At 71.5% G+C, this 20973-nt stretch carries 21 protein-coding genes and 1 pseudogene; 6 read left to right on the top strand and 16 right to left on the bottom strand.

Annotated features, from left to right (window positions below; all coding sequences use genetic code 11):
* Both AXK60_RS07240 and AXK60_RS07245 read left to right on the top strand, forming a co-directional pair.
* Positions 1-773 (top strand): annotated as a pseudogene (locus AXK60_RS07240) (hypothetical protein); the annotation flags it as partial.
* A 3-nt stretch (positions 774-776) separates the two neighbouring features.
* On the top strand, positions 777-1967 hold the full coding sequence (locus tag AXK60_RS07245) for a multidrug effflux MFS transporter (RefSeq protein ID WP_068570396.1): 1191 nt from the start codon (positions 777-779) through the stop codon (positions 1965-1967).
* Positions 1968-2005: 38 nt separating this feature from the next.
* On the opposite strand, the gene AXK60_RS07250 is transcribed toward AXK60_RS07245, so the two are convergent.
* Complete coding sequence (locus tag AXK60_RS07250) at positions 2006-2476, bottom strand: hypothetical protein (RefSeq protein ID WP_068570397.1); 471 nt, start codon at positions 2474-2476, stop codon at positions 2006-2008.
* Between the two features lie 152 nt (positions 2477-2628).
* Here AXK60_RS07250 and AXK60_RS07255 point away from each other — a divergent pair, with 152 nt between their 5' ends.
* The 3 genes from AXK60_RS07255 (at position 2629) to zwf (ending at position 6037) form a co-directional block, all read left to right on the top strand.
* Entirely contained in the window at positions 2629-3702 is a 1074-nt protein-coding gene (locus AXK60_RS07255) for a M48 family metallopeptidase (protein WP_068570398.1), read from the top strand.
* A gap of 171 nt (positions 3703-3873) precedes the next feature.
* The gene (locus tag AXK60_RS07260; RefSeq protein WP_068570399.1) at positions 3874-4386 is read left to right on the top strand and encodes a M23 family metallopeptidase; all 513 of its coding nucleotides are present in this window, start codon (positions 3874-3876) and stop codon (positions 4384-4386) included.
* 145 nt (positions 4387-4531) lie between these two features.
* Entirely contained in the window at positions 4532-6037 is a 1506-nt protein-coding gene (gene zwf, locus AXK60_RS07265; RefSeq protein ID WP_068570437.1) for a glucose-6-phosphate dehydrogenase, read from the top strand.
* A gap of 4 nt (positions 6038-6041) precedes the next feature.
* On the opposite strand, the gene AXK60_RS07270 is transcribed toward zwf, so the two are convergent.
* Positions 6042-6938, bottom strand: coding sequence for a tyrosine recombinase XerC (locus AXK60_RS07270; protein ID WP_068570400.1), 897 nt, complete (start codon positions 6936-6938; stop codon positions 6042-6044).
* A 91-nt stretch (positions 6939-7029) separates the two neighbouring features.
* On the bottom strand, positions 7030-8316 hold the full coding sequence (locus tag AXK60_RS07275) for an MFS transporter (protein ID WP_068570401.1): 1287 nt from the start codon (positions 8314-8316) through the stop codon (positions 7030-7032).
* 139 nt (positions 8317-8455) lie between these two features.
* Here AXK60_RS07275 and AXK60_RS07280 point away from each other — a divergent pair, with 139 nt between their 5' ends.
* Positions 8456-8995 carry a YdeI/OmpD-associated family protein gene (locus tag AXK60_RS07280; RefSeq protein ID WP_068570402.1) on the top strand — a complete coding sequence of 180 codons (540 nt, stop codon included), beginning with the start codon at positions 8456-8458 and terminating at the stop codon, positions 8993-8995.
* A gap of 14 nt (positions 8996-9009) precedes the next feature.
* On the opposite strand, the gene AXK60_RS07285 is transcribed toward AXK60_RS07280, so the two are convergent.
* The 13 genes from AXK60_RS07285 to AXK60_RS07345 form a co-directional block, all read right to left on the bottom strand.
* Entirely contained in the window at positions 9010-9378 is a 369-nt protein-coding gene (locus tag AXK60_RS07285) for a hypothetical protein (RefSeq protein ID WP_068570403.1), read from the bottom strand.
* Positions 9378-9890 (bottom strand): hypothetical protein, encoded by a 513-nt coding sequence (locus tag AXK60_RS07290; RefSeq protein WP_139057804.1) that lies wholly within the window; start codon positions 9888-9890, stop codon positions 9378-9380. The genes AXK60_RS07285 and AXK60_RS07290 overlap by 1 nt, the downstream gene beginning before the upstream one ends.
* Positions 9891-10013: 123 nt before the next feature.
* Positions 10014-11162, bottom strand: coding sequence for a DNA-processing protein DprA (dprA, locus tag AXK60_RS07295; RefSeq protein ID WP_068570438.1), 1149 nt, complete (start codon positions 11160-11162; stop codon positions 10014-10016).
* A complete protein-coding gene (locus AXK60_RS07300) occupies positions 11159-12679 on the bottom strand; it encodes a YifB family Mg chelatase-like AAA ATPase (RefSeq protein ID WP_068570405.1) in 1521 nt (506 codons plus the stop codon). Before AXK60_RS07300 ends, dprA begins: the two co-directional genes overlap by 4 nt.
* Entirely contained in the window at positions 12679-13047 is a 369-nt protein-coding gene (locus tag AXK60_RS07305; RefSeq protein WP_068570406.1) for a YraN family protein, read from the bottom strand. Before AXK60_RS07305 ends, AXK60_RS07300 begins: the two co-directional genes overlap by 1 nt.
* A gap of 105 nt (positions 13048-13152) precedes the next feature.
* On the bottom strand, positions 13153-13728 hold the full coding sequence (locus tag AXK60_RS07310) for a TetR/AcrR family transcriptional regulator (protein ID WP_068570407.1): 576 nt from the start codon (positions 13726-13728) through the stop codon (positions 13153-13155).
* 4 nt (positions 13729-13732) lie between these two features.
* Complete coding sequence (locus AXK60_RS07315) at positions 13733-14962, bottom strand: MFS transporter (protein WP_068570408.1); 1230 nt, start codon at positions 14960-14962, stop codon at positions 13733-13735.
* 149 nt (positions 14963-15111) lie between these two features.
* Positions 15112-15417 carry a DUF2469 domain-containing protein gene (locus tag AXK60_RS07320; RefSeq protein ID WP_068570439.1) on the bottom strand — a complete coding sequence of 102 codons (306 nt, stop codon included), beginning with the start codon at positions 15415-15417 and terminating at the stop codon, positions 15112-15114.
* Positions 15418-15460: 43 nt separating this feature from the next.
* Positions 15461-16144, bottom strand: coding sequence for a ribonuclease HII (locus AXK60_RS07325; protein WP_082777879.1), 684 nt, complete (start codon positions 16142-16144; stop codon positions 15461-15463).
* Positions 16145-16150: 6 nt separating this feature from the next.
* Complete coding sequence (lepB, locus tag AXK60_RS07330; protein WP_082777880.1) at positions 16151-17041, bottom strand: signal peptidase I; 891 nt, start codon at positions 17039-17041, stop codon at positions 16151-16153.
* 62 nt (positions 17042-17103) lie between these two features.
* Complete coding sequence (gene rplS, locus AXK60_RS07335; RefSeq protein ID WP_019203499.1) at positions 17104-17445, bottom strand: 50S ribosomal protein L19; 342 nt, start codon at positions 17443-17445, stop codon at positions 17104-17106.
* 61 nt (positions 17446-17506) lie between these two features.
* Positions 17507-18484, bottom strand: coding sequence for a hypothetical protein (locus AXK60_RS07340; protein WP_068570410.1), 978 nt, complete (start codon positions 18482-18484; stop codon positions 17507-17509).
* 52 nt (positions 18485-18536) lie between these two features.
* The gene (locus AXK60_RS07345) at positions 18537-20972 is read right to left on the bottom strand and encodes a Tex family protein (protein WP_068570411.1); all 2436 of its coding nucleotides are present in this window, start codon (positions 20970-20972) and stop codon (positions 18537-18539) included.
* Position 20973 lies beyond the last annotated feature (1 nt).

A 20973-nucleotide genomic window follows, 5' to 3' on the forward strand; every position in this document is an offset into this window, starting at 1 on the left:
ACCTCCAGACCGCGATCGACGAGGCGCAGCGCGCGCTCGGTGGCCCCGCGCCGGCCCCCGTCGCCCCTCCGCCGCCGGTCCCCGCCGCGACCCCGGCCGCGGGCGCGCCCCCTGCACCGGCACCCTCGGCGAGGCCCGCGGCGCCGACGGCGGTCACGGCCCGCCAGGCCGACGGTGCCGTTCTCGTCACGTGGGCCTCGCCGCACTCGACCGCCGACTACCGGGTCAGCCGGCAGCAGCCCGACGGTGCGTGGAAGGTGGTGGGGCGCACCCGCGCCACCGAACTCGAGGACGGCGGCGCGCCGCGCCGCACGGTCCCGACCTACGCCGTGATCGCGGTCGTCGACGGCGTCGCGTCCGACGAGGCCCGCTCGAGCGCCGCGCCCCGCGCCGAGGCGGCGCCGCCCGTCCCCGTCACCCCGGCGCCGGCGACGCGGGCACCGTCGGGACCGCCGGCGGCGCCCCCGGCCGACTTCCCCGCCGTGACCAACGTGGCGATGACGAGCGGACGCCTCACGTTCGACTGGCCGCCCGAGGTCACCGAGGTGTACGTCGCCGCGCGGGTCGCGGGGCCGCCGCGCTCCCCGACCGACCCGACGGCGCGGTCCTGGAAGGTCACCAACACGCGCTATCAGATCGACGGTGGCGCGGCGCTGCCCGCGGACCTGGCCCGGCCCGCGCACCTCGCGGTCGCCGCCTGCCGGCGTGGGCCGGACGGAACCCTGTTCCTCGCCCCGGATTTCGCGGAGAGCGCGCACCTGCGGTTGGATTGACGGGTGTCAGACTCCACCTCCCGCGCACAGAAGGGGAACGTGCGGCTCGCCCTCATCCTGGGCTCGCTGTCGGCGTTCGGTCCCATCACGACCGATCTCTACCTCCCGGCGCTCCCCGCCGCCGCCGACGACCTGGGCGCCTCGCAGCCCGCGATCCAGGCCACGCTCACCGCCTGCCTCATCGGCCTCGCCCTCGGGCAGGTGTTCGTGGGGCCGCTGTCGGACTCGATCGGGCGGCGCCGACCGATGGTGGTCGGGATGGCACTGTTCGTCGTCAGCTCGCTGCTGTGCGCCGTGGCGCCGTCGGTGTACCTGCTGGACGCCGCGCGCCTGTTCCAGGGCCTGGCGGGCGCAGCGGGGATCGTGCTCAGCCTGGCGATCGTCCGGGACATGTTCGACGGTGTCGCCGCCGCCCGGATGATCGCGGCCCTCATGGCGGTGGGCGGCGTCGCGCCGATCATCGCCCCGCTCGCCGGTTCGCAGTTGCTGCGGGTCACCGACTGGCGCGGCCTGTTCGTGGTACTCGCGGTGCTCGGCGTGGCGCTGCTCGCGATCGCCGCGGCGAAGGTGCCGGAGACCCTGCCGAAGGCGGACCGTCGACCGGTGGGCTGGCGGTCCGTGGCGAACGGCTTCGCGTCCCTCGCGCGCGACCGTCGGTTCGTCGCACTGACGCTGACCGGCGGACTCGCCTTCGCGGCGATGTTCGCCTACATCTCCACCTCGGCGTTCGTCTTCGAGAGCCACTACGGCTACTCCGAATCCGCGTTCAGCGTGGTGTTCGCGGTGAACGCGGTGGGCCTGCTCGCCACGAACCTGATCGGCGGCCGGCTGGTCGGGCGGGTGCCGGTGGCGACGCTCGTGCGGATCGGCCTCGCGGGCATGGTCGTGGGCGCCGTCGCCTCGCTCATCACCCTGACGATCGGGCATCCGCCGCTGGTGATCGCGTCACTGTTCGTGACGGTCTCGAGCCTCGGCCTGGTGATGCCGACGGTGGCCGCGCTCGCCCTCGACGATCACGGCTCTCTCGCCGGCACCGCGTCCGCCGCGCTCGGCGCGGCCCGCATGGTGCTCGGCGGCGTCGCGGCGCTGTTCGCCGGGATCGGCGGCGACCCCGTCGTCCTCGGCGCGGTGATGGTGCTGTGCGCGGTGGGCGCCGCGGCGTCCTTCGTCCTGGCCCGGCGACCTGTGCACTGAGCGGATCCTCCGGCGTGGGCCCTGCGGTATCGCGGACTTCAGCCGAGGAGGGTGAGGATCACCAGCGTCACCGTGGTCAGCGCCAGCGCGCCGTGCGCCAGCACGGCCGTGATGGGCAGGTTCCGCTCCGAGGATCCCCGGCGCCGCGACCCCCGCGGATCGCGGGCACGATGCCGGCCGGAGGGGCGCGCACCGTCGAACGCCTCGCGGGACCGGTAGCTGGGCACCCAGCGCACGAACATCGTCAGTCCCGACGCGGCCACGATCACCAGCAGAGCCAGGCTGAGCCACCCCGCGAAGGCGCGGCCGCCGAAGACGTAGACGATCCACGCGGTGGCGGCGGAGACGGCGAAGCCGACGTGCCCGAACACCAGGAGCGGGGGCAGCCGACGGTGCCGGCCGGAACCCGTGCGGGCCCGCCGCACGCTGGACAGCGCGAGCCACGCCCCGAGCACCACCAGGCCGGTGAGCGCGGTCAGTACCAGCACGATCAATGCCACGGTCCGCATGCCGTCATCCCCTCGATCACTGTGTCGGCCCGTATCGTCCCCGACACTGCAATGGCAAAGCACACCGGCCCGGAAGAGCAGCGACACAACGGGTTCCGGATGGCATGTGCAGGAGCAACTCCCACCCACCGAGACTTCTGTAGATTCAAGGCATGACCGATTCAGTGTCCCGAACGTATCGCTCACTCCCCGGTATCAGCACGCGCGCATGGGAGCACCCGGCCGACCGCGCAGCGCTCGTCGCGCTGCGCAACCTCAAGGGCTTCGACACGGTCCTCAAGGCGATCTCCTCGCTGCTGCGCGAACGTCAGCACCGGCTGCTGTTCCTGGCCTCCGGTGTCCGCGTGGACGATCGCCAGTTCCCTCACCTGAACGACCTGCTCGCCGACTGCGTGCGCGTGCTGGACGCCCCGTCGACGCCCGAGCTGTACGTCGTGCAGGACCCGACGGTCAACGCCATGACCATCGGGATGGACCGGCCCTTCATCGTCATCAACACGGGTCTGCTCGAACTGCTCGACGAGGAGGAGCAGCGGTTCGTCGTGGGCCACGAGCTCGGTCACGCGATGTCCGGGCACGCGGTGTACCGCACGATGCTGATGCACCTGCTGCGACTGGCGGGCAGCTTCGGCTGGGTGCCGATCGGCGGCTGGGCGCTGCGCGCCATCGTCGCGGCGCTCATGGAGTGGCAGCGCAAGTCCGAGCTGTCCGGCGACCGGGCCGGCCTGCTCTGCGTCCAGGACCCCGATGTGGCGATGCGCGTGCACATGAAGACGGCGGGCGGCACGAAGATCTCCGAGATGGACACGCAGCGCTTCCTCGCGCAGGCGGCCGAGTACGAGCGCACCGGCGACCTGCGCGACGGCGTCCTCAAGCTGCTCAACCTGGAGCTGCAGTCGCACCCGTTCTCGGTGTTGCGCGCCGCGGACCTGAACCGATGGGTCGAGCGCGGCGACTACGGGCGGATCGTCGGCGGCGAGTACCCGCAGCGGGCCGACGACGACAAGGCCAGCGCCGCAGACGAATTCCGCACCGCTGCGCGCGGCTACAAGGAGGGCTTCGACGCCTCGGCGGACCCGCTGATCACCACGCTCCGCGACTTCGGCTCGTCCGCCGTGAACACGGTCGGGCAGGGCGTCACGGATGTCGCCACCGGCATGGGCCGCAAGATCGACGAGTGGCGGCGCAACTCCCAGCGCAAGCAGGACGGCACCGGCTCGGAGTAGACGCGCACGACGGCGGGGCGCGCACGCTCAGGAGTCGCATCGTACTCCCCGAGGACTCCGGACCGCGGTCCGAAGGACCTGCTCACGGGGCGCCTGTGGACAACCGGTTCTCCTCCACAGGCGGGCGCTTCCGGCCCGATTCCCGACGGTGCCGTCCGGCATCGTCGGGGCATGCGCACCGTCACCCGAACGTCCCTGGCCGCCCTCGCCGTTCTGCTCGTCGGCGCGGGCGCACCGTCGGCGACGGCGCTCGACTACGACTGGCCCCTGGACCCCCGCCCGTCGGTGGCGCGGCCCTTCGCGAACCCCCAGAAGCGGTGGCAGCCCGGGCACCGCGGGGCCGACCTCGCTGCGGCCCCGGGGCAGGCGGTGTACGCCGCGGGCGCGGGCAGGGTGAATCACGTCGGACGCGTCGACGACCGGGTCGTCATCTCGGTGCTGCATCCGAACGGCCTCCTCACCACCTACGAGCCGATCGACGGTCCGCTCGTGCAGGAGGGCGACCAGGTCGGCACGGGTACCGCGCTCGGCCGTGTCGCCGCAGGGCACGAGGGCTGTCCGGCGAGCGCCTGCCTGCACTGGGGCCTGCGACGGGGGTCCGGCCACGCCGCGGAGTACTTCAACCCGCTGCTGCTCGTGGGTGCCGCGCCCGTGCGACTGCTCCCGGACGCCGGCGGCGCATGACGACACGGGCGGTGTCGCCTCCGCCGAGGGAATGCCAAACACGGCGCACGCGGAGCGGGAGTGCAACGATGGTCCCGTGACGGACGAACAGACCCCGGACAGCGCACCGTCGGGCACGGGCGACGGTGAGACGAACGCGGAGCGGCTGGAGGAGGCGCAGACCATCGCCTACCCGAGCGGATCGACGCGCCGCTCCCGGAAGACCTCGCAGGACGACCCGACCCTGGTGGTGCTGTTCGGCGCCACCGGCGACCTGTCCCGACGCAAGCTGCTGTGCGGCCTGGGCTACCTCGCGGTGTCCGGGCTCGCGCCGGACATGCGCGTGATCGGGACCAGTCTCGACGACATGACGGACGAGGAGTTCCGCACCTTCGCGAAGAAGGCGATCGACGAGCTCGGCAATCGCAAGCTCACGGACGCGCAGTGGGAGTTGTTCGCGCCCAAGCTGTCCTACGTGAACACCTCCGCCGGGCCGGACGCGCTGGCCGCGAAGGTCGCGGCGGAGGAGAAGGTGCTCGCCGACACCGACGAGCACGGCGATCCCGATCGGGTGCGTCGCCTCTACTACCTCAGCGTCCCGCCCAAGGCCGCCACGAAGGTGATCGCGACCCTGAACGAGGCCGGCCTCGTGGACCGTTCGCGCGTGGTCATGGAGAAGCCCTTCGGTGAGGACCTGGAGTCCGCCCTGGCCCTCAACGACGAGGTGCACAGGACCTTCAAGGAGAAGCAGATCTTCCGGATCGACCACTTCCTCGGCAAGGAGGCGGCGCAGAACATCCTCGCGTTCCGGTTCGCGAACGGTCTGTTCGAGCCGATCTGGAACCGCAACTTCATCGATCACGTCCAGATCGACATCCCCGAATCGCTGGGACTCGACGCGCGCGCCGCGTTCTACGAGCCCACCGGCGCCTACAAGGACATGGTGGTCACGCACCTGTTCCAGGTCATGGCCTTCGTCGCGATGGAGCCGCCGACGGCGCTCGAGCCGCGCGCGATCTCCGAGGAGAAGAACAAGGTCTTCCGCTCGCTGGAGCCGATCCGACCCGAGGACGTGATCCGCGGGCAGTACGCCGGGTACCGGCAGGAGGAGGGCGTCGACCCGGAGTCCGACACCGAGACCTTCATCGCGCTCAAGGCGCGGATCGACAACTGGCGCTGGGCCGGCGTGCCCTTCTACCTGCGCACCGGCAAGAAGCTGGCACAGGGCATGCGGATCATCTCCATCGCCTTCAAGGAGGCGCCGAAGTCGATGTTCCCGTCCGGCTCGGGCATCGGCCAGCAGGGCCCGGACCACCTGACCTTCGACCTCGCCGACGAGTCGAAGGTGTCGCTGTCGTTCTACGGCAAGCGCCCCGGACCGGGCATGCGCCTGTCGAAGCTGTCGATGCAGTTCTCCACCGAGGACACCGAGCAGGCCGACGATGTGCTCGAGGCGTACGAGCGGCTCATCCTCGACGCGATCAACGGCGACCACACGCTGTTCACCACCGCCGAGGGCATCGAATCCCTGTGGGAGCGGTCGATTCCGCTGCTCGACGACCCGCCGCCCGTGCGCCAGTACGAGCCGGGCTCGTGGGGCCCGAACTCGATCCACCAGCTCATCGCCCCGAACGCCTGGCGACTGCCCTTCGAGCGCAGCTGGCGCGACTAGAGACTCACGCGCGCGGGTGCGCCTGCTCGTGCGCCGCCCGGAGCCGGGCCACGCTCACGTGCGTGTAGAGCTGGGTGGTGGCCAGCGACGAATGGCCCAGCAGCTCCTGCACGACGCGCAGGTCCGCGCCACCGTCGAGCAGGTGGGTGGCGGCGGTGTGCCGGAGCCCGTGCGGTGCCACCTCGCGCCCGCCCGGCACCGACGCGGTGATCTCGTGCACGACGGTGCGCGCCTGCCGCGGGTCGAGCCGTCCGCCGCGCGCCCCGAGGAACAGGGCGTTGCCCGAGCGCGCGCCGACCAGGCCGGGCCGGGCTTCGTCGAGCCACCTCCGCAGCGCGGCAGCAGCGGGCGCGCCGAAGGGCACCGTCCGCTCCTTGTCGCCCTTGCCGATCACACTGAGCACGCGGCGCCCGTGGTCGACCGAGCCGAGGTCGAGCCCGCACAACTCGCTCACGCGGATCCCCGTGGCGTACAACACCTCCGCGATCGCGAGATCCCGCACCGCGATCGGGTCGCCCTCGGCCGCACCGGACGCCGCGTTGCGCAGGGCCTGGGCGGCATCGTCGGAGGAGAGGACCGCGGGCAGCGTGCGGTGCGCGCGCGGGGCCTTGAGCCGGGTCCCCGGGTCCTCGGGCAACAGCCCGCGCCGGGCGGCCCAGGCGGTGTAGGTCCGCGCCGAGGACGCCTGCCGGGCCAGCGTGGTGCGGGCGGCACCGGACGCCGCCCGCTCCCCCAGCCAGGCGCGCAGGGTCGCCAGGTCCAGACGGTCCGCCGCCACCCCACGCTCCTCGGCGAAGGCCAGTAGGGCGGTGAGGTCGGCGAGGTACGCGCGCACCGTGTTCTCGCTGCGCCCTCGCTCGAGACGCAGATACGTCTCGTACTCCGCCAACGCACCGCTCATGAGTCCCAGCCTAGGGCGACTCCGCCCCCACACCCGGATTGAACACCGTTATGGAGAATCCGACCTGCGGTTTCTCCCTCCGTAACGGTGTTCAATCGGGCAGGGGCGCGTGTGCCGTCTCCGGGCATCGTCGGACCACCGGGAGTGCGACGAGCTGCAGAACGACGAGGTACGCCGGGAAGACGAGGTCGAGGCCCGCGCCGTGCAGCGCCGTGCCGATCGCGGGGACCGTGCCGCCGAAGACCGCGGTGGCCAGCGCGAACGCGGCACCCGTGGCGAGGACGCGGACCCGGGCCGGGAACATCTCCGCGAGCGCGGTGCCGAGGCACGCCATCATCAGCGCCGTGATCGCCATCCCCGCGCTCTGCACCGCGAGGACGACGCCGGGCTCGGCGCTGATCGCGAGGAACAGCGGGACGGTGCACACCGCCCCGGCCACGAGGAAGCCGTACATCAGCGGCTTGCGCCCGATCCTGTCGGACAGCCTGCCGAGCGGGATCTGGACGAGCCCGTACACCACGAACGCGATCGCCGAGATGGTCACCGCGTCGGCCTTGTCCAGACCCGCGGTGAGGATCGCCCAGGTGGGCACGTACGTGCTCCACGTGTAGAACACCGCAGCGGTGACGGACGCCAGGACGAAGGCCCGCCGGAACGCGCTCCGGTGGTCCGTGAGGATCTCCCGATAGGGGTTCGCCGCGGGTCGCGCGCGGGCCGGTTCGAGCGTCTCGTCGGCGCTGCGCCGGATCCACCACGCGACGACCGCGAGCACCGCGCCGATGAGGAAGGGCACCCGCCACGCCCAGTCCGCCATCGCGTCGGCACCGACGAAACGGACGAGCAGGGTGATCGCGAGCAGGCACAGGACCTTGCCCAAGCTCGAGCTGACGTTCGTGATGCTGCCGTACGTGCCCCGACGGTCCCCGGGGGCCGACTCGACGAGGAACGCCGTGGCCGTGGACAGCTCGCCGCCGGTCGACAGGCCTTGGACGAGGCGTGCCGCCGTCAGGATGATGGGCGCCAGGAGTCCCACCTGCTGGTAGGTCGGTGCGAGCCCGATGAGGAGGCTGCCCAGTCCCATCAGCGCGACGCCGCCGGCGAGCACCGGTCGCCGGCCGTAGCGATCGGCGAGCCGACCCATCAGCACGCCACCCACGGGCCGCACGAGGAAACCGACCGCGAACACGCCGAAGGTCGCCAGTAGCGGCACGACCGAGTCCGCGTCGCCGGGGAAGAACTGCCGCGAGAAGTAGATCGCCAGGAACGAGTACGCGCTCCAGTCGAAGTACTCGACGAGATGCCCCACCGATCCGGTGAGGATCTGGGTCCGTCGCTGCGGGCGCTCGTCGCGCGATGCGCTCACCAGGGACTCGGTCACGGGAGAACGATACAGAGTCGGCAGCACCGTCCGGCTGAGACGGCCGACCCGGCATCGATCACGAATCGAGAAGCGGCCCGCCCCGGGGCCCTCCTACTGTGGAGCGCAGACCGTCCCGACCCGCCCCGAGGAGATCCCCATGGCCGCGAAGACCTTCGACCCCGTCCGGTGCACCGCCGTCGTCGAGCGGATCGGTGATCGCACGATCGTCCGGCTGCCGGACGCCGCGAGCGCGGCGCTCCCCTCCCGCGGGCAGGTGGCGGTGGTCGGATCCGTCGACGGCGCCGCTTTCGCCGACGTCGTCGAGCCCGACGGGAGGAAGGGGCACTGGCTCGATCTCGACGGGATCGACGGTGCGACGGCCGTGCCCGGCGACACCGTCGCCCTCGAGGTGACCCCCTCCGAGGACTGGCCCGAGCCCGAGGTCCCGGACGACCTGCGCGCGGCGCTCGACGCCGCACCGGATACCTCGGACGTGTGGATGGGCATCACGTCGATGGCCCGATGGGAATGGGTGCGGTGGATCGGCGCGACCCGTAACCCCGCGACTCGTTCGAAGCGGGTGGACGTGACGATCGACAAGATGCGCAACGGCAAGCGCCGCCCTTGTTGTTTCGACCTCGCCTCCTGCACCGATCCCGAACTCGCCCGCAGCGGCAAGCTCGTCGACGGCGACTGAGGGCCGTGGCGGAACTACGCAGCGCTCGGACCGTGACGCACGATCGTCCGGAGCGGTTCGTCGTCGGCCGGGTTGAGCAGCACGACCTGCACGCCGGGGAGGACGTCCGCGACGGCGGTGTGGACCAGATCGCCGAACGCGTTGTGCTCCATATCGTCGGCCCAATCCGACTCTATGAGCACCGCGAACTCGTCAGGAGCAGTCGCCACCATGCCGGGCGCGACCCGTCCGTGGTCCCCGACGCGAATATCGGCTTGTCGTCCGTTCTCCGTGATCGAGAGCGATCGAGCTCGAAGGCGCGTGGCGAGGGCACGGGCGAACAACCCGAAATCACCGTGGATCGCGCCGCTGCCGGTTCCGGTGAGGACCATGTCGTACCGCACTAGGACCACCTCCCGTACTCCTGATCGACCTCACGAGCGATGATCCGAATATACGTCGCGTCGCCGACCTCGACCACCGCCTTCATCTCCGCGGCGAGCTCTGCAGTCGGGATCCCGCTGCGCATCGCATTCACGAACACACGGCCCGTCCCCTGCCTCTGTCGCACGTCCGCGACCCGCCGTCCGAACGCTTTCGCATTCGCGTTGGTGGAGGTCTTGATCTCGCACGGTTCACCGTCGACCGCGATGTCGGGAGTAGGGCTCCCGCTCTTCGAGCGCGCCAGCACGGTCACGTTCCGTCCCTCGCGCAGGAGCCGATCGACGACCACCCTCTCATCGATGTCCAGCGCCCGCCCGACGCGTTCATCGAGCCTGCCCCGGATATTGCGAGACAGCCTGTATCGCTGCAGCACCTCGACGTGGACGTGAATGTCCGCGTACGTCGTTGCCGGCCGCCTGATCCGGCTCCGCATCGCGTCGTCCAGCGTCCACTCGAGAAATCGTTCTCGCACGTCCGAGGAGTAGCCACGACCACCGTCCGACGGCGGGCCATCTCGCGGAACATGTCCATCAGGGCCGCCAGGGTGGCCGCGGCGCCGTTCCTCGCCGTGCCTACGCTTCCCGTCCGGCACGTCCTAGTTCGCCAGCCGCCAGAGCGCTCCATCGCGGCGGATGAGGCCCTTCGTCTCGAGCACGGCCAGCTGCATCATGACCGCCCGCGCCGGAAGCCCTGCGATGGATGCGATCTCGGACACCGGCAGTCCCGACCTCGCGGGCAGCGCGTCGTGCACCCGCAGCGCGGGCCCCTCGAGGCCGTCCGTCGGCCGCTCGGGGACCTCGAGTTCGAGCGCGAGTTCGCCGATCCGGCCGACCTCCTCGATCACCTCGCTCGACCTGCTGACCAACCTCGCGCCGTCCCGGATCAACTGGTGGCAGGTGACCGAGGTGGCCGCCGTGACCGGTCCGGGGACCGCGCAGACCGGGACGCCCCGTCGCCCCGCCCAGGTGGCGGTGTTCCGTGTCCCCGACCGGAATCCCGCCTCCACCACCACGACTCCCCCGGTCGCGGTGCCGACGATCCGGTTCCGGTTCAGGAACCGGTGCCGGCCGGGCACCGTCCCCGGCGGATACTCGGACACCACGACGCCCGACTCGGCGATCCGCCGGAACAACCCGGCGTGGCCCGCCGGATACGGCCGGTCGAGGCCACCCGCGACGAAGGCGATCGTGCGCCCCTCCGCCGCGAGCGCGGCACGGTGGGCGGCACCGTCGATCCCGTACGCGCCGCCGGAGACGATCGTGAACCCCTCCGCCGACAGGTCACCCGCGAAATCGTCGGTGACCCGCTCCCCGTAGCTCGACGGTGCGCGCGTGCCCACCATCGCGACCGATCGCTCGAGCAGCTCGTCGATCCGGCCCTCGCCGATCACCCACAGCGCGACCGGCCGCAGCTCGCGCACCTCGTCCTCGTGGTGCGGGGCCTCCGGCGGAATCCGGGCCGCCATCGGCTGGAAGCGGTACTCCGGCCACTCGTCGTCGTCCGGGGTCACCAGCCGGCCGCCGAGGTGTGCCACGTGTTCCAGATCGGCGGCTGCACGATCGGCAGCAGCGCGGCCCGTGGTCGCGTCGGCGACCGCCTCGAAGCCCTCGGGGAACTCGCGCCGCCGCACCATCGCCGCGGCCTCCGGGGCACCCACGAGATCGATCAGCGCGACCAGCGGCCCGCACGGCGGCTCCGCCACCCGGCTCAGGTACGCCCATGCGCGTCGGACGTCGTCGTTCATGTCCACCCCTTCTCCCGGAACTGCAGTGCCAGCCCCACTTCGCTCTCACCGGGCCGGTCCAGACCCTGCAGGTCCGCGAGCGTCCACGCCAGCCGCAGCGAGCGGTCCGCGCCCCGCGCCGTGACCTTCCCCTGGCGCAGATAGGTCTCCAGTGGGCGCAGCGCCTTCGCGGGCAGCCGGAATCGGCGGCGCAGCACCACACCCGGCACCTCGGAGTTGGTCAACCAGCCCTCGGCCGCCCACCGGGACGCCGCAGCCTCCCGCGCCGCGCGCACTCGCTCGCGCACCACCGCGCTGGGCTCCTCCGCGGTGTCCTCCGCGTGGAGAGCGCCGGTCGTGGGCGGTTCCATCCGCACCCACAGATCCACCCGATCCAGCAGCGGTCCGGACAGCCTGCCCAGGTAGCGCCGGCGGACCGTCGCCGTGCATGTGCAGTCGTTGTCCCGCGCGGGTGCACACGGGCAGGGGTTGGCCGCCATCACCAGCAGGAACCGGGACGGGTACTTGACCACGCCGTCGCGCCGCGCGAGCCGGATCTGCCCCTCCTCCAAGGGGGTCCGCAATGCCTCCAGGGACTTGGGCCCCATCTCGGCGCACTCGTCGAGGAACAGCACGCCACGGTGAGCGAGCGAGACCGCACCGGGCCGGGCCAAGCCGCTGCCGCCACCGACGAGTGCGCTCACGGTCGAGGTCTGATGCGGCGCCACGAAGGGAGGCACGGTGATCAGCGGCCGATCGGCCGGGAGGTCGCCGGCGATCGAGTGGATCGCGCTCACCTCCAAGGCCTCTCTCCGCCCGAGCGGGGGCAGGATGCCCGGCAGGCGGGACGCCAGCATCGTCTTCCCGATCCCCGGCGGCCCCGTCATCATGATGTGGTGGGCGCCCGCAGCGGCGACCTCGAGCGCGAACTTCGCTTCCGGCTGCGCGACCACATCGGCCAGGTCGGCCACCGTCGGATCCACGTCGTCGACGACGAGCGGACCGGGCTCCGCGAGGACACCGGAGCCGTCGAGCCACGCGACGACCTCCGCGAGGTGCGCGGCGCCGAGCACCTCGATGCCGTCCACGAGGCCCGCCTCGTCCAGATTCGCCAGCGGTACGACCGCACGGGAGAAGCCCGACTCCTTGGCCGCCAGCACAGCGGGCAGCACCCCGCGGACCGGCCGGACCCGGCCGTCGAGCGCCAGCTCCCCGAGCAGCACGGCACCGTCGAGCCGGCCGACGGGCACGCGCTCCGCGGCGAGCAGGATCGCGACCGCCAGCGGAAGGTCGTACACCGAGCCCACTTTCGGCAGCGTGGCCGGCGAGAGGGCCACCGTGACCCGGGTGTCCGGGAACCGGATGCCGATGTTGACGACGGCGGCGCGGATCCGGTCGCGGGACTCCTTGAGCACCGTGTCGGGCAGGCCCACGAGGTGCACGGCCGGCAGCCCCGCGCCGATGCAGCCCTCGATCTCGACCACGGCACCGTCGACGCCCGTGATCGCCACCGTGTGCACCTTGCTCAGCGCCGACATCACGCGACCCCGGCCCGGTACTCGAGCGTGACGGGTCCGCCCGGCGGCGTGAAGACGGCGGCCACGTCGATGCGGACCTGCGCGAACGCGCCCTCCGTCTCGGCGAGCCAGCGCGAGGTCAGGGCGCGCAGCTGCGCGACCTTGCGCGGCGTCACCGCGTCGAAGCCCGTACCGAACGCTGTCCCCGTCCGCGTCTTCACCTCCACGATCGCGAGCAGGCCATCGGGCGCGCGGGCGATCACGTCCAGTTCGCCGCGCAGCCCTCCACCCGAGTACCGCCAGTTCCGGGCCAGCACCGTCCAGCCGCGGTCCGCCAGGAATCGACAGACCACGTCCTCACCCGCACGCCCCACCTCGTTGTTCCCCATGCGCCGATCATGCGCCGCGGACACCACAGGCACCGCCCGGGAAAGCGGTGCCTGTGGAGGAAAAAGGTTATGTACGCAAACCTGTGGACAGCGCGCGCCGTGGACTCATTCCTGTCGGACGAAGCGTCCCGCCATCGCGGCGATCTCCGTCCGGCCGACGGACGCCCCCTGCACGAGGACCCGGAACACGACCGGCCCCACGAGTTCGGCTGCGGCCGCCGACGGATCCAGCCCGGCAGGCAACCGCCCGGCCTGCTGATTCCGCGCGACGACGGCGCGCGCGGCGTCGCCCAGCGGGTCGGCACCGGCCATCAGCCGGGCGACCTTCGCGTCGTGCTGAGCCTCCCCGATCAGCGCCCGATAGGCCAGGCCCGCATCGGATTCCGTGAGGAACCGGACGACCGCCGCGAGGAAATGCTCGACCTCGCCGCGCACCGTCGAACCGGATTCGACGGTGAGCTCGCCCGCGGCGTCCGTGGCACTCGCCTCGAGCAGGATCTCGGCCTTGGTCGACCACCATCGGTAGACCGTCTGCCGGCCGACCCCGGCTCGCTCAGCGATGCCCTTCATCGTCATGGCGGCGTATCCCTGTTCGACGAGCATGTCGTCGACGGCCCGCAGCACGGCGGCGCGCGCCTCCTCACTGCGCGGCCGTCCGACGTGCCGCTCGGTCTGCGTCATCGCGTCACCGTAGCAGCGATCCGGCCGCCCCGGCCCGAGCCTCCGACCGCATCTCGATCAGCCCGACCGACGCTGCGAGCAGGGCGACGACAGCGCAGAAGACCAGGCCGGACGCCCGTAGCCCGAGCACCGCGGAGAGGGCACCGACCCCGATGGCCGGGAACGCGAGCATCACGTACAGCCCTGCGAAGAAGGACGACGAGACCTCGGCGCGGTGTGCGGGGGCCACCTGCTCGACGGTGGTCGCGATGCCGGCGTTCATGCAGAGGCCACCGAACACGCCGAGCACCGCGGCGGCCGCCAGCAGCGCGGCCAGGGACTGCGCCGCCAGGGCCGTCGCGAGCAGCGCCGCCGCCACGACCAGCCCGCCGCACCCGGCGACGAGCGCCGTGCGCGGTGCGAGTCGGCGGGCCACGAGCTGCCCGATCGCCATCCCGGCGAACGCGAGGAACACGACACCGCCGGCGAGAGCGTGCGAGGGCAGGTCCAGGAACCGCGCGAGGAAGATCGCCGAGACCGCGGTGAGCACGCCGGTCACCGCGAACGCGGACCCCGCGGCCAGCACGGCCCGCACGAACGCGCCGTGGATCTCGGCGGGCACGCGCAGCGGACGGGGTCGCAGCCGCGCCCGGCCCGCCACCGCGGCCCGAGGAGAGAACGCCCACAGCCCGGCGAACGCCGTCAGAGACAGGCCGAGGTGCACCGCGAAAGGCACGACGAGCGGGGCCGACGCGAGGTCCGCGACCACACCCGCCAGCAGCGTCCCGACCGCGAGCCCACCCGTGTTGACCGCGACCGCGAGCGTTCCGGCGGCGCCCTTGTTCTCGGGCGCGAACAGGTCGATCACCGCGGCCGTGCCGGTGCCGCTCATGAGCCCGGCACCGAGCCCCGACACCACACGCGCCACGATGAGCAACGGCAACGAGGGCGGCAGCAGGAACAGCAGCGCGCTGACGATCGCCAACAGCACCGCGAGGAGGAGCACGGGGCGGCGGCCGACGTCGTCGGACAGGCGACCGAAGACGGTCAGCGCGGCGACCACGCCGAGAGCGTAGACGGCGAAGAGCACCGTCACCGTCAGCGAACTGAACCCGAGCCGCGCGGAGTAGAGGGAGTAGAGCGGCGTGGGCAGGGTGGTACCCATCATGACGACCAGGAACGCGAAGGCCGTGCTCACCACGGCAGGCGCTGTGCGGTAGGCACCCCTGGGACGATCGGTGCGATCAAGCAACATGAGAAATTCCTTCTATATCGAGACAATGTGACTCGATATAAGACTCTAACAAATTCGAGACATCAAGTCTCGTTATCTGCGTCACAGAACGCCGCAGGCGCCGCCCCGAAACGGGAACGGCGCCTGCGGCGGATGGATCAGTGGAGCGGTCAGTCCGGAAGCCGCAACTCCGGCTTGTCCAACTCCTCGATGTTGACGTCCTTGAAGGTCACCACGCGGGCCTGCTTGAGGAACCGCGCCGGGCGGTACATGTCCCACACCCACGCGTCGGTCATCCGCACCTCGAAGTAGACCTCGCCGTCCGCGTTGCGCGGGATCAGGTCCACCCCGTTGGCCAGGTAGAACCGACGCTCCGTCTCCACCACGTAGGTGAACTGACTCAGCACGTCCTTGTACTCGCGGTACATGGACAGCTCCATCGCGGTCTCGTACTTCTCGAGATCCTCTGCGCTCACGTCGTCCTCCTCACCTCGGGTCACCGTTCGTAACCGCTCCAGATTACCGCGCCGCCGCGGCGCCGGCCGCCGACGCGGCCAGGGCCGCCCGCACGTTCTGGTAGCGCATGCGGTGCTGGCTGCTCGGGCCGAGCTCCCCCAGTGCCGTCATGTGCACCGCCGTCGAGTAGCCCTTGTGCACGGCGAAGCCGTATCCCGGGAAATCGTCGTCCAATTCGGCCATCACGCGATCGCGCGTCACCTTGGCCAGAACGCTGGCCGCCGCGATGCAGGACGCCGACGCGTCGCCACCGATCACCGGTAGCGAGGGCACGCCCAGGCCCGGCACGGTGAAACCGTCGATGAGCACGTACCCGGGACGCACCTGCAGGCCCGCCACCGCGCGACGCATGCCCATGATGTTGGCCACGTGCACCCCGATCCGGTCGATCTCCGGCGCCGGGATCGACACGACCGACCAGCTCACGGCCAGGTCGAGGATCTTCGGATACAGCTGTTCCCGCACGTTCTCGGTGAGCTTCTTCGAGTCGTCGAGGCGCGCCAGCGACGGCGGGATCCGCGCCGGCAGGATGCACGCTGCCACCGTCATCGGGCCCGCGCAGGCGCCGCGCCCGGCCTCGTCGATCCCCGCGACGGGCCCGAGCCCCGCCCGACCCAGCACCGTCTCCAGGGTGCTCAGGCCCGACGATGCCCGCACCACCGGCCGCGGAGGCCACCGGTCCCGCACGGTCGATCAGCCCTGCTGCGGGTTGATCGCCTTGACCGTCTGCCAGCGGCTGAACGGGTAGATGATCGCGACGACCTTGCCGCGGATGTCGGCCTTGGGGATCGTTCCCTGCAGCTCGTCCTCGAGGTGGAAACGCGAGTCCGCCGAGGCCATCCGATTGTCGCCCATCACGAAGACATTGCCCTTCGGGATGGTGATCGGGCCGAAGGCACCGTTCTCGCTGCCGTTGATCGGCCAGCAGCCGTTCGTCTTCGCGTACTCCTTGGCGTTCTCCGCCAGGTAGGGTTCGACGATCTTCTTGCCATCCACGGTGACGCCCGTCTCGGGGCGGCACTGGATGGTCTGACCGCCGACGGCGATCACCCGCTTGACCAGGTCGTTCTCGTTCGGCGGCTGCAGGCCCACGTACGAGAGCGCCTCCTGGACGCCGCGGATCACGGTGTTGTCCGAGCGCACCTTCTGCACCGGATCCAGCCCCCACGACGAGGTCGGGCCCTTGAACACGATCACGTCGCCCGGCTTCGGGTCGCCCGCGAAGTAGCTGATCTTCTGCGTCACGATGCGGTCGCCGGTGCAGCCGGCGCAGCCGATCAGCGTGGGCTCCATCGACTCCGACGGCACGTACCACTGCCGACCCACGAAGGTCTGCAGGCAGAAGCTCAGCACCAGCGCGACGAGGATGATCGCCCCGACCTCGAGCGGCCAGTTGGTCTTCTTCTCGCGCCCGGCCTTCTTCTCCCCCTCACCGTCCGACGGTGCCGGGTCCGGCGCGGAGTGTCGGCCGCCCTTCCGGGCGGGCTCGGCGGGGCCGTCGGCCCCGGAAATGCCGGGACCCCCGGCCGGCGATACGGGATCGCTGGGCTCGGGGGTCTCCGGGGAGTTCGTCTGCTCGGGCACGGGTACACACTACCGAGCAGGCGGGTCGGTCTCGTCCAGGCGGACGGTGACCGGCGCTGGTGTCAGCGCTTCTCCTTGATCTTGGCGGCCTTACCGCGCAGGTCGCGCAGGTAGTACAGCTTCGCGCGACGGACGTCACCACGGGTGAGGACGTCGATCTTGGCGATGTTCGGGGAGTGCACGGGGAAGGTGCGCTCCACACCGACGCCGAAGGAAACCTTGCGCACCGTGAAGGTCTCGCGCACGCCGCCGCCCTGGCGGCGGATCACGACGCCCTTGAACACCTGGACGCGCTCCTTGCTGCCCTCGATGACCTTGACGTGCACGTCAAGGGTGTCGCCGGGGCGGAAGTCGGGCACATCGCTGCGCAGGGACTGCTGGTCAATGAAGTCGAGCGTGTTCATCGCTGGATCATCCGTTTCTTACATGTCTTCGTGAGCAGAGGACCCTGGCGGCCCGTCGCGGCTACTGCCGCGGGGGTTCGACCGGTTCGTACTCCTGTCCTGCCGACTGCTCCGCAGTCGGATACACCCGGGCAGCACGCAGCCCGGGCAACCTGTTGATTGTGCCAGATCGGCGCCGGTTCTTCGAAATCGTCAGGCGGCGGGCCATGGACCTGGGTCGACGGGGCGGCGCCGGCGCGGGCACGACGGTGCGATCCAGCTCGCGCTCCGCATCCTCCCGCAGGTGCGGCAGCAGGTCCGGACGGCCGGCCATCAGCTCCTGCACCGCGATCTTCGCGCGGATCAGCGGTCGGCGGACCCGCCGCTCGCGGCGCAGCGCGCGCAGCATCCGCCGGGAGCTCGTCTCGTACCGCCAGCGCGCCCACGGCGAGCCCGGCCGCGCCAGCCGGATCGCGCCGATGAGCAGCAGCGGGAAGAAGAACAGGCCGACGAGCCCGGTCCAGATCTTGCCTTTGAGCAGCACGATCGCTGCCGTCCCGAGACTGATCACGCCGAACAGGATCTGCGCCGCCCGCTCGGGCGAGTCGCGGAACCCCGCGATGTCCACGAGGTCCAGGGGCCGCAGCCCGAGCAGGAGCAGCCCCGTCACCGCGACCGCGACGAACACGGCGTCGACGGAGGCGCGCCCCTCCTCCTGCCAGTACACGTCGCGCAGGTAGAGGATCAGCGCGAACTCGTCGAGGATCAGCGCCGCGCCCAGCCCGAAGACTCCGGCCAGTACCGCGGCCGTCGTCTGGGTGGCCTTGTCGAAGTTCGCGATGAGGCCGATCGCCGAGCCCATGCAGAGCACCACGCCGAACACCATGTGGTGCACGTGCAGGCCGCCGGGCGTGACATTGCCGAACCACCACCGCACGTTCGCCCGGATCAGCCGCACGCTGATCCGGATGCACACGAAGCCCACGATCAGCCCGACGAAGAAGGCGAACAGCGGCAGCCGTCCCGCCTCCACGATGTCGTGCCGGAACCAGGTGGACATGCCTCCAACCTACGGCGCGGACCGTCACCGCAGGTCGGAACGCCGCGCGGCGCTACTTGCCGAAGCCGGCCTGGCGCAGCGCGTCGGCCATCGAGCCCGACGGTGCCTGCTCCCGCCCGCCGCGCTGCCCGCGGCCGCCCTGCTGGCCACCACGGTTCTGCCCGCCGTGGCCTCCCCGGCCCTGCCCACCGCGCGGCTGTCCACCACGATCGCCGCGCTGGCCGCCGCGATCGCCGCGGTCACCGCCTCGCTGCCCGCCGTCGCGCGGGCCGCGCTGCTTGGGGGCGGCATCGTCGTTCAGGCGGAGCGAGAGACCGATCCGCTGGCGCTCGACGTCCACGTCCACCACCTTGACCTTGACCACCTGGCCGGACTTGACCACCTCGTGCGGGTCGGAGACGTACCGGTCGGACATCGCGGAGACGTGGACGAGGCCGTCCTGGTGCACGCCCACGTCGATGAACGCGCCGAAGGCGGCCACGTTGGTCACCACGCCCTCGAGCACCATGCCCGGCTTCAGGTCGGACACCTTCTCCACCCCCGCGGCGAAGGTCGCGGTGGCGAACGCCGGACGCGGATCCCGGCCGGGCTTGTCGAGCTCGGCGAGGATATCGGTCACCGTCGGCACACCGAACCGCTCCGACCCGAACTCGAGGGCGAGCTCGGCGACCAGATCGGCCGGGCGCAGCTTCGCCAGCGCCGCACTGTTGCCGATGAGCTCGGCCAGCTGCAGACCCGAGCGGTCCAGGATCTTCCGCACGACCGGGTACGCCTCGGGGTGCACGCCGGACGCGTCCAGCGGGTCGTCGCCGCCGCGGATGCGGAGGAAGCCGGCGCACTGCTCGAATGCCTTCGGGCCGAGCCGCGGGACGTCCAGCAGGCCGGACCGGCTGCGGAAGGCGCCGGACCGGTCGCGGTACGCGACGATCGCCGCGGCCAGCGACTCGGAGACGCCCGACACGCGCGCGAGCAGCGGCACCGACGCGGTGTTCAGGTCCACCCCGACGGCGTTCACCGCGTCTTCGACCACCGCGTCCAGCGACTTCGCGAGGCTGGCCTGCGACACGTCGTGCTGGTACTGGCCCACGCCGATCGACTTGGGGTCGATCTTCACCAGCTCGGCGAGCGGGTCCTGCAGCCGGCGGGCGATGGACACGGCGCCGCGGAGCGAGACGTCCATGTCCGGCAGTTCCTGCGAGGCGTACTCCGACGCGGAGTAGATCGACGCGCCGGCCTCGCTGACGACGGCCTTCGCGGGGACGCGCGCGCCGGTCTTCTTGATCTCCCCGAGCAGCTCGGTGGTCAACGCGTCGGTCTCCCGCGAGGCGGTGCCGTTGCCGATCGCCACGAGCTCCACGTCGTGCCGGGCGATGAGGGCCGCCAGCAGCGCCTTGCTCTTGTCCCACTGGTTCTGCGGCTGGTGCGGGTAGATGATGAGCGTGTCCAGCACCTTGCCCGTGCCGTCGACCACGGCGGTCTTCACGCCGTTGCGGAAGCCCGGGTCGAGCCCCAGCGTGGGCCGGGTGCCCGCCGGCGCGGCCAGCAGCAGGTCCTTGAGGTTGGTCGCGAACACGTTCACCGCGTCCTCCTCGGCGCGCTGCCGCAGCCGGGTGCGGGCGTCGACGGTCGCGGAGACCATCAGCTTGGTGCGCCACGCCCACCGCGCGACGGTGCCCAGCCACTTGTCGGCCGGCCGGCCCTGGTTCGAGATCCCCAGCACGGCCGCGACCATCGCCTCGTAATCGGCGTCCTCACCGCCGTCGAACTGCAGAGAGAGCACCTCCTCCTTCTCCCCGCGCAGCACGGCCAGCACGCGGTGGCTGGGCATCTGGTCGAGCGGCTCGGAGAACTCGAAGTAGTCGCGGAACTTCTGCGCCTTCTGCGGGTCCGCGCCCTCGCGCACGCCGGTGCGCAGGGTCGAGTCGCCCCAGAACTTCTCGCGGACCGTGCCGACGAGCTCCGCGTCCTCGGACGCCCGCTCGACGAGGATGTGCCGCGCGCCCTCGAGCGCGGCCGCCGCGTCCGCGACGTTCTCGCCGAGGAACTCCCCCGCCAGCTCCTCGGGAACCAGCGTGGGATCGGCCAGCAGCCGTTCGGCCAGCGGGGCGAGGCCGTTCTCGCGCGCGATCTGCGCCTTGGTGCGCCGCTTGACCTTGTACGGCAGGTAGATGTCCTCGACACGGGCCTTGGTGTCGGCGGCGAGCAATGCCGCCCGGAGCTCGGGCGTGAGCTTGCCCTGCTCCTCGATCGAGGCGATGACGGCGGCCCGGCGGTCGTCGAGTTCCCGCATGTAGCCGAGCCGCTCCTCGAGGGCACGCAGCTGCGCATCGTCGAGGCTGCCCGTGACCTCCTTGCGGTACCGGGCGATGAACGGCACCGTCGACCCCTCGTCCAGCAGCTGGATCGCTGCGGCCACCTGGTTCTCCCCCACCGAGAGCTCCTCGGCGATGCGGGCGGATACGGACTTGCTCGGCGCGCTCGAATTCACG

The sequence above is a fragment of the Tsukamurella pseudospumae genome (assembly GCF_001575195.1).
Lineage (GTDB): Bacteria > Actinomycetota > Actinomycetes > Mycobacteriales > Mycobacteriaceae > Tsukamurella > Tsukamurella pseudospumae.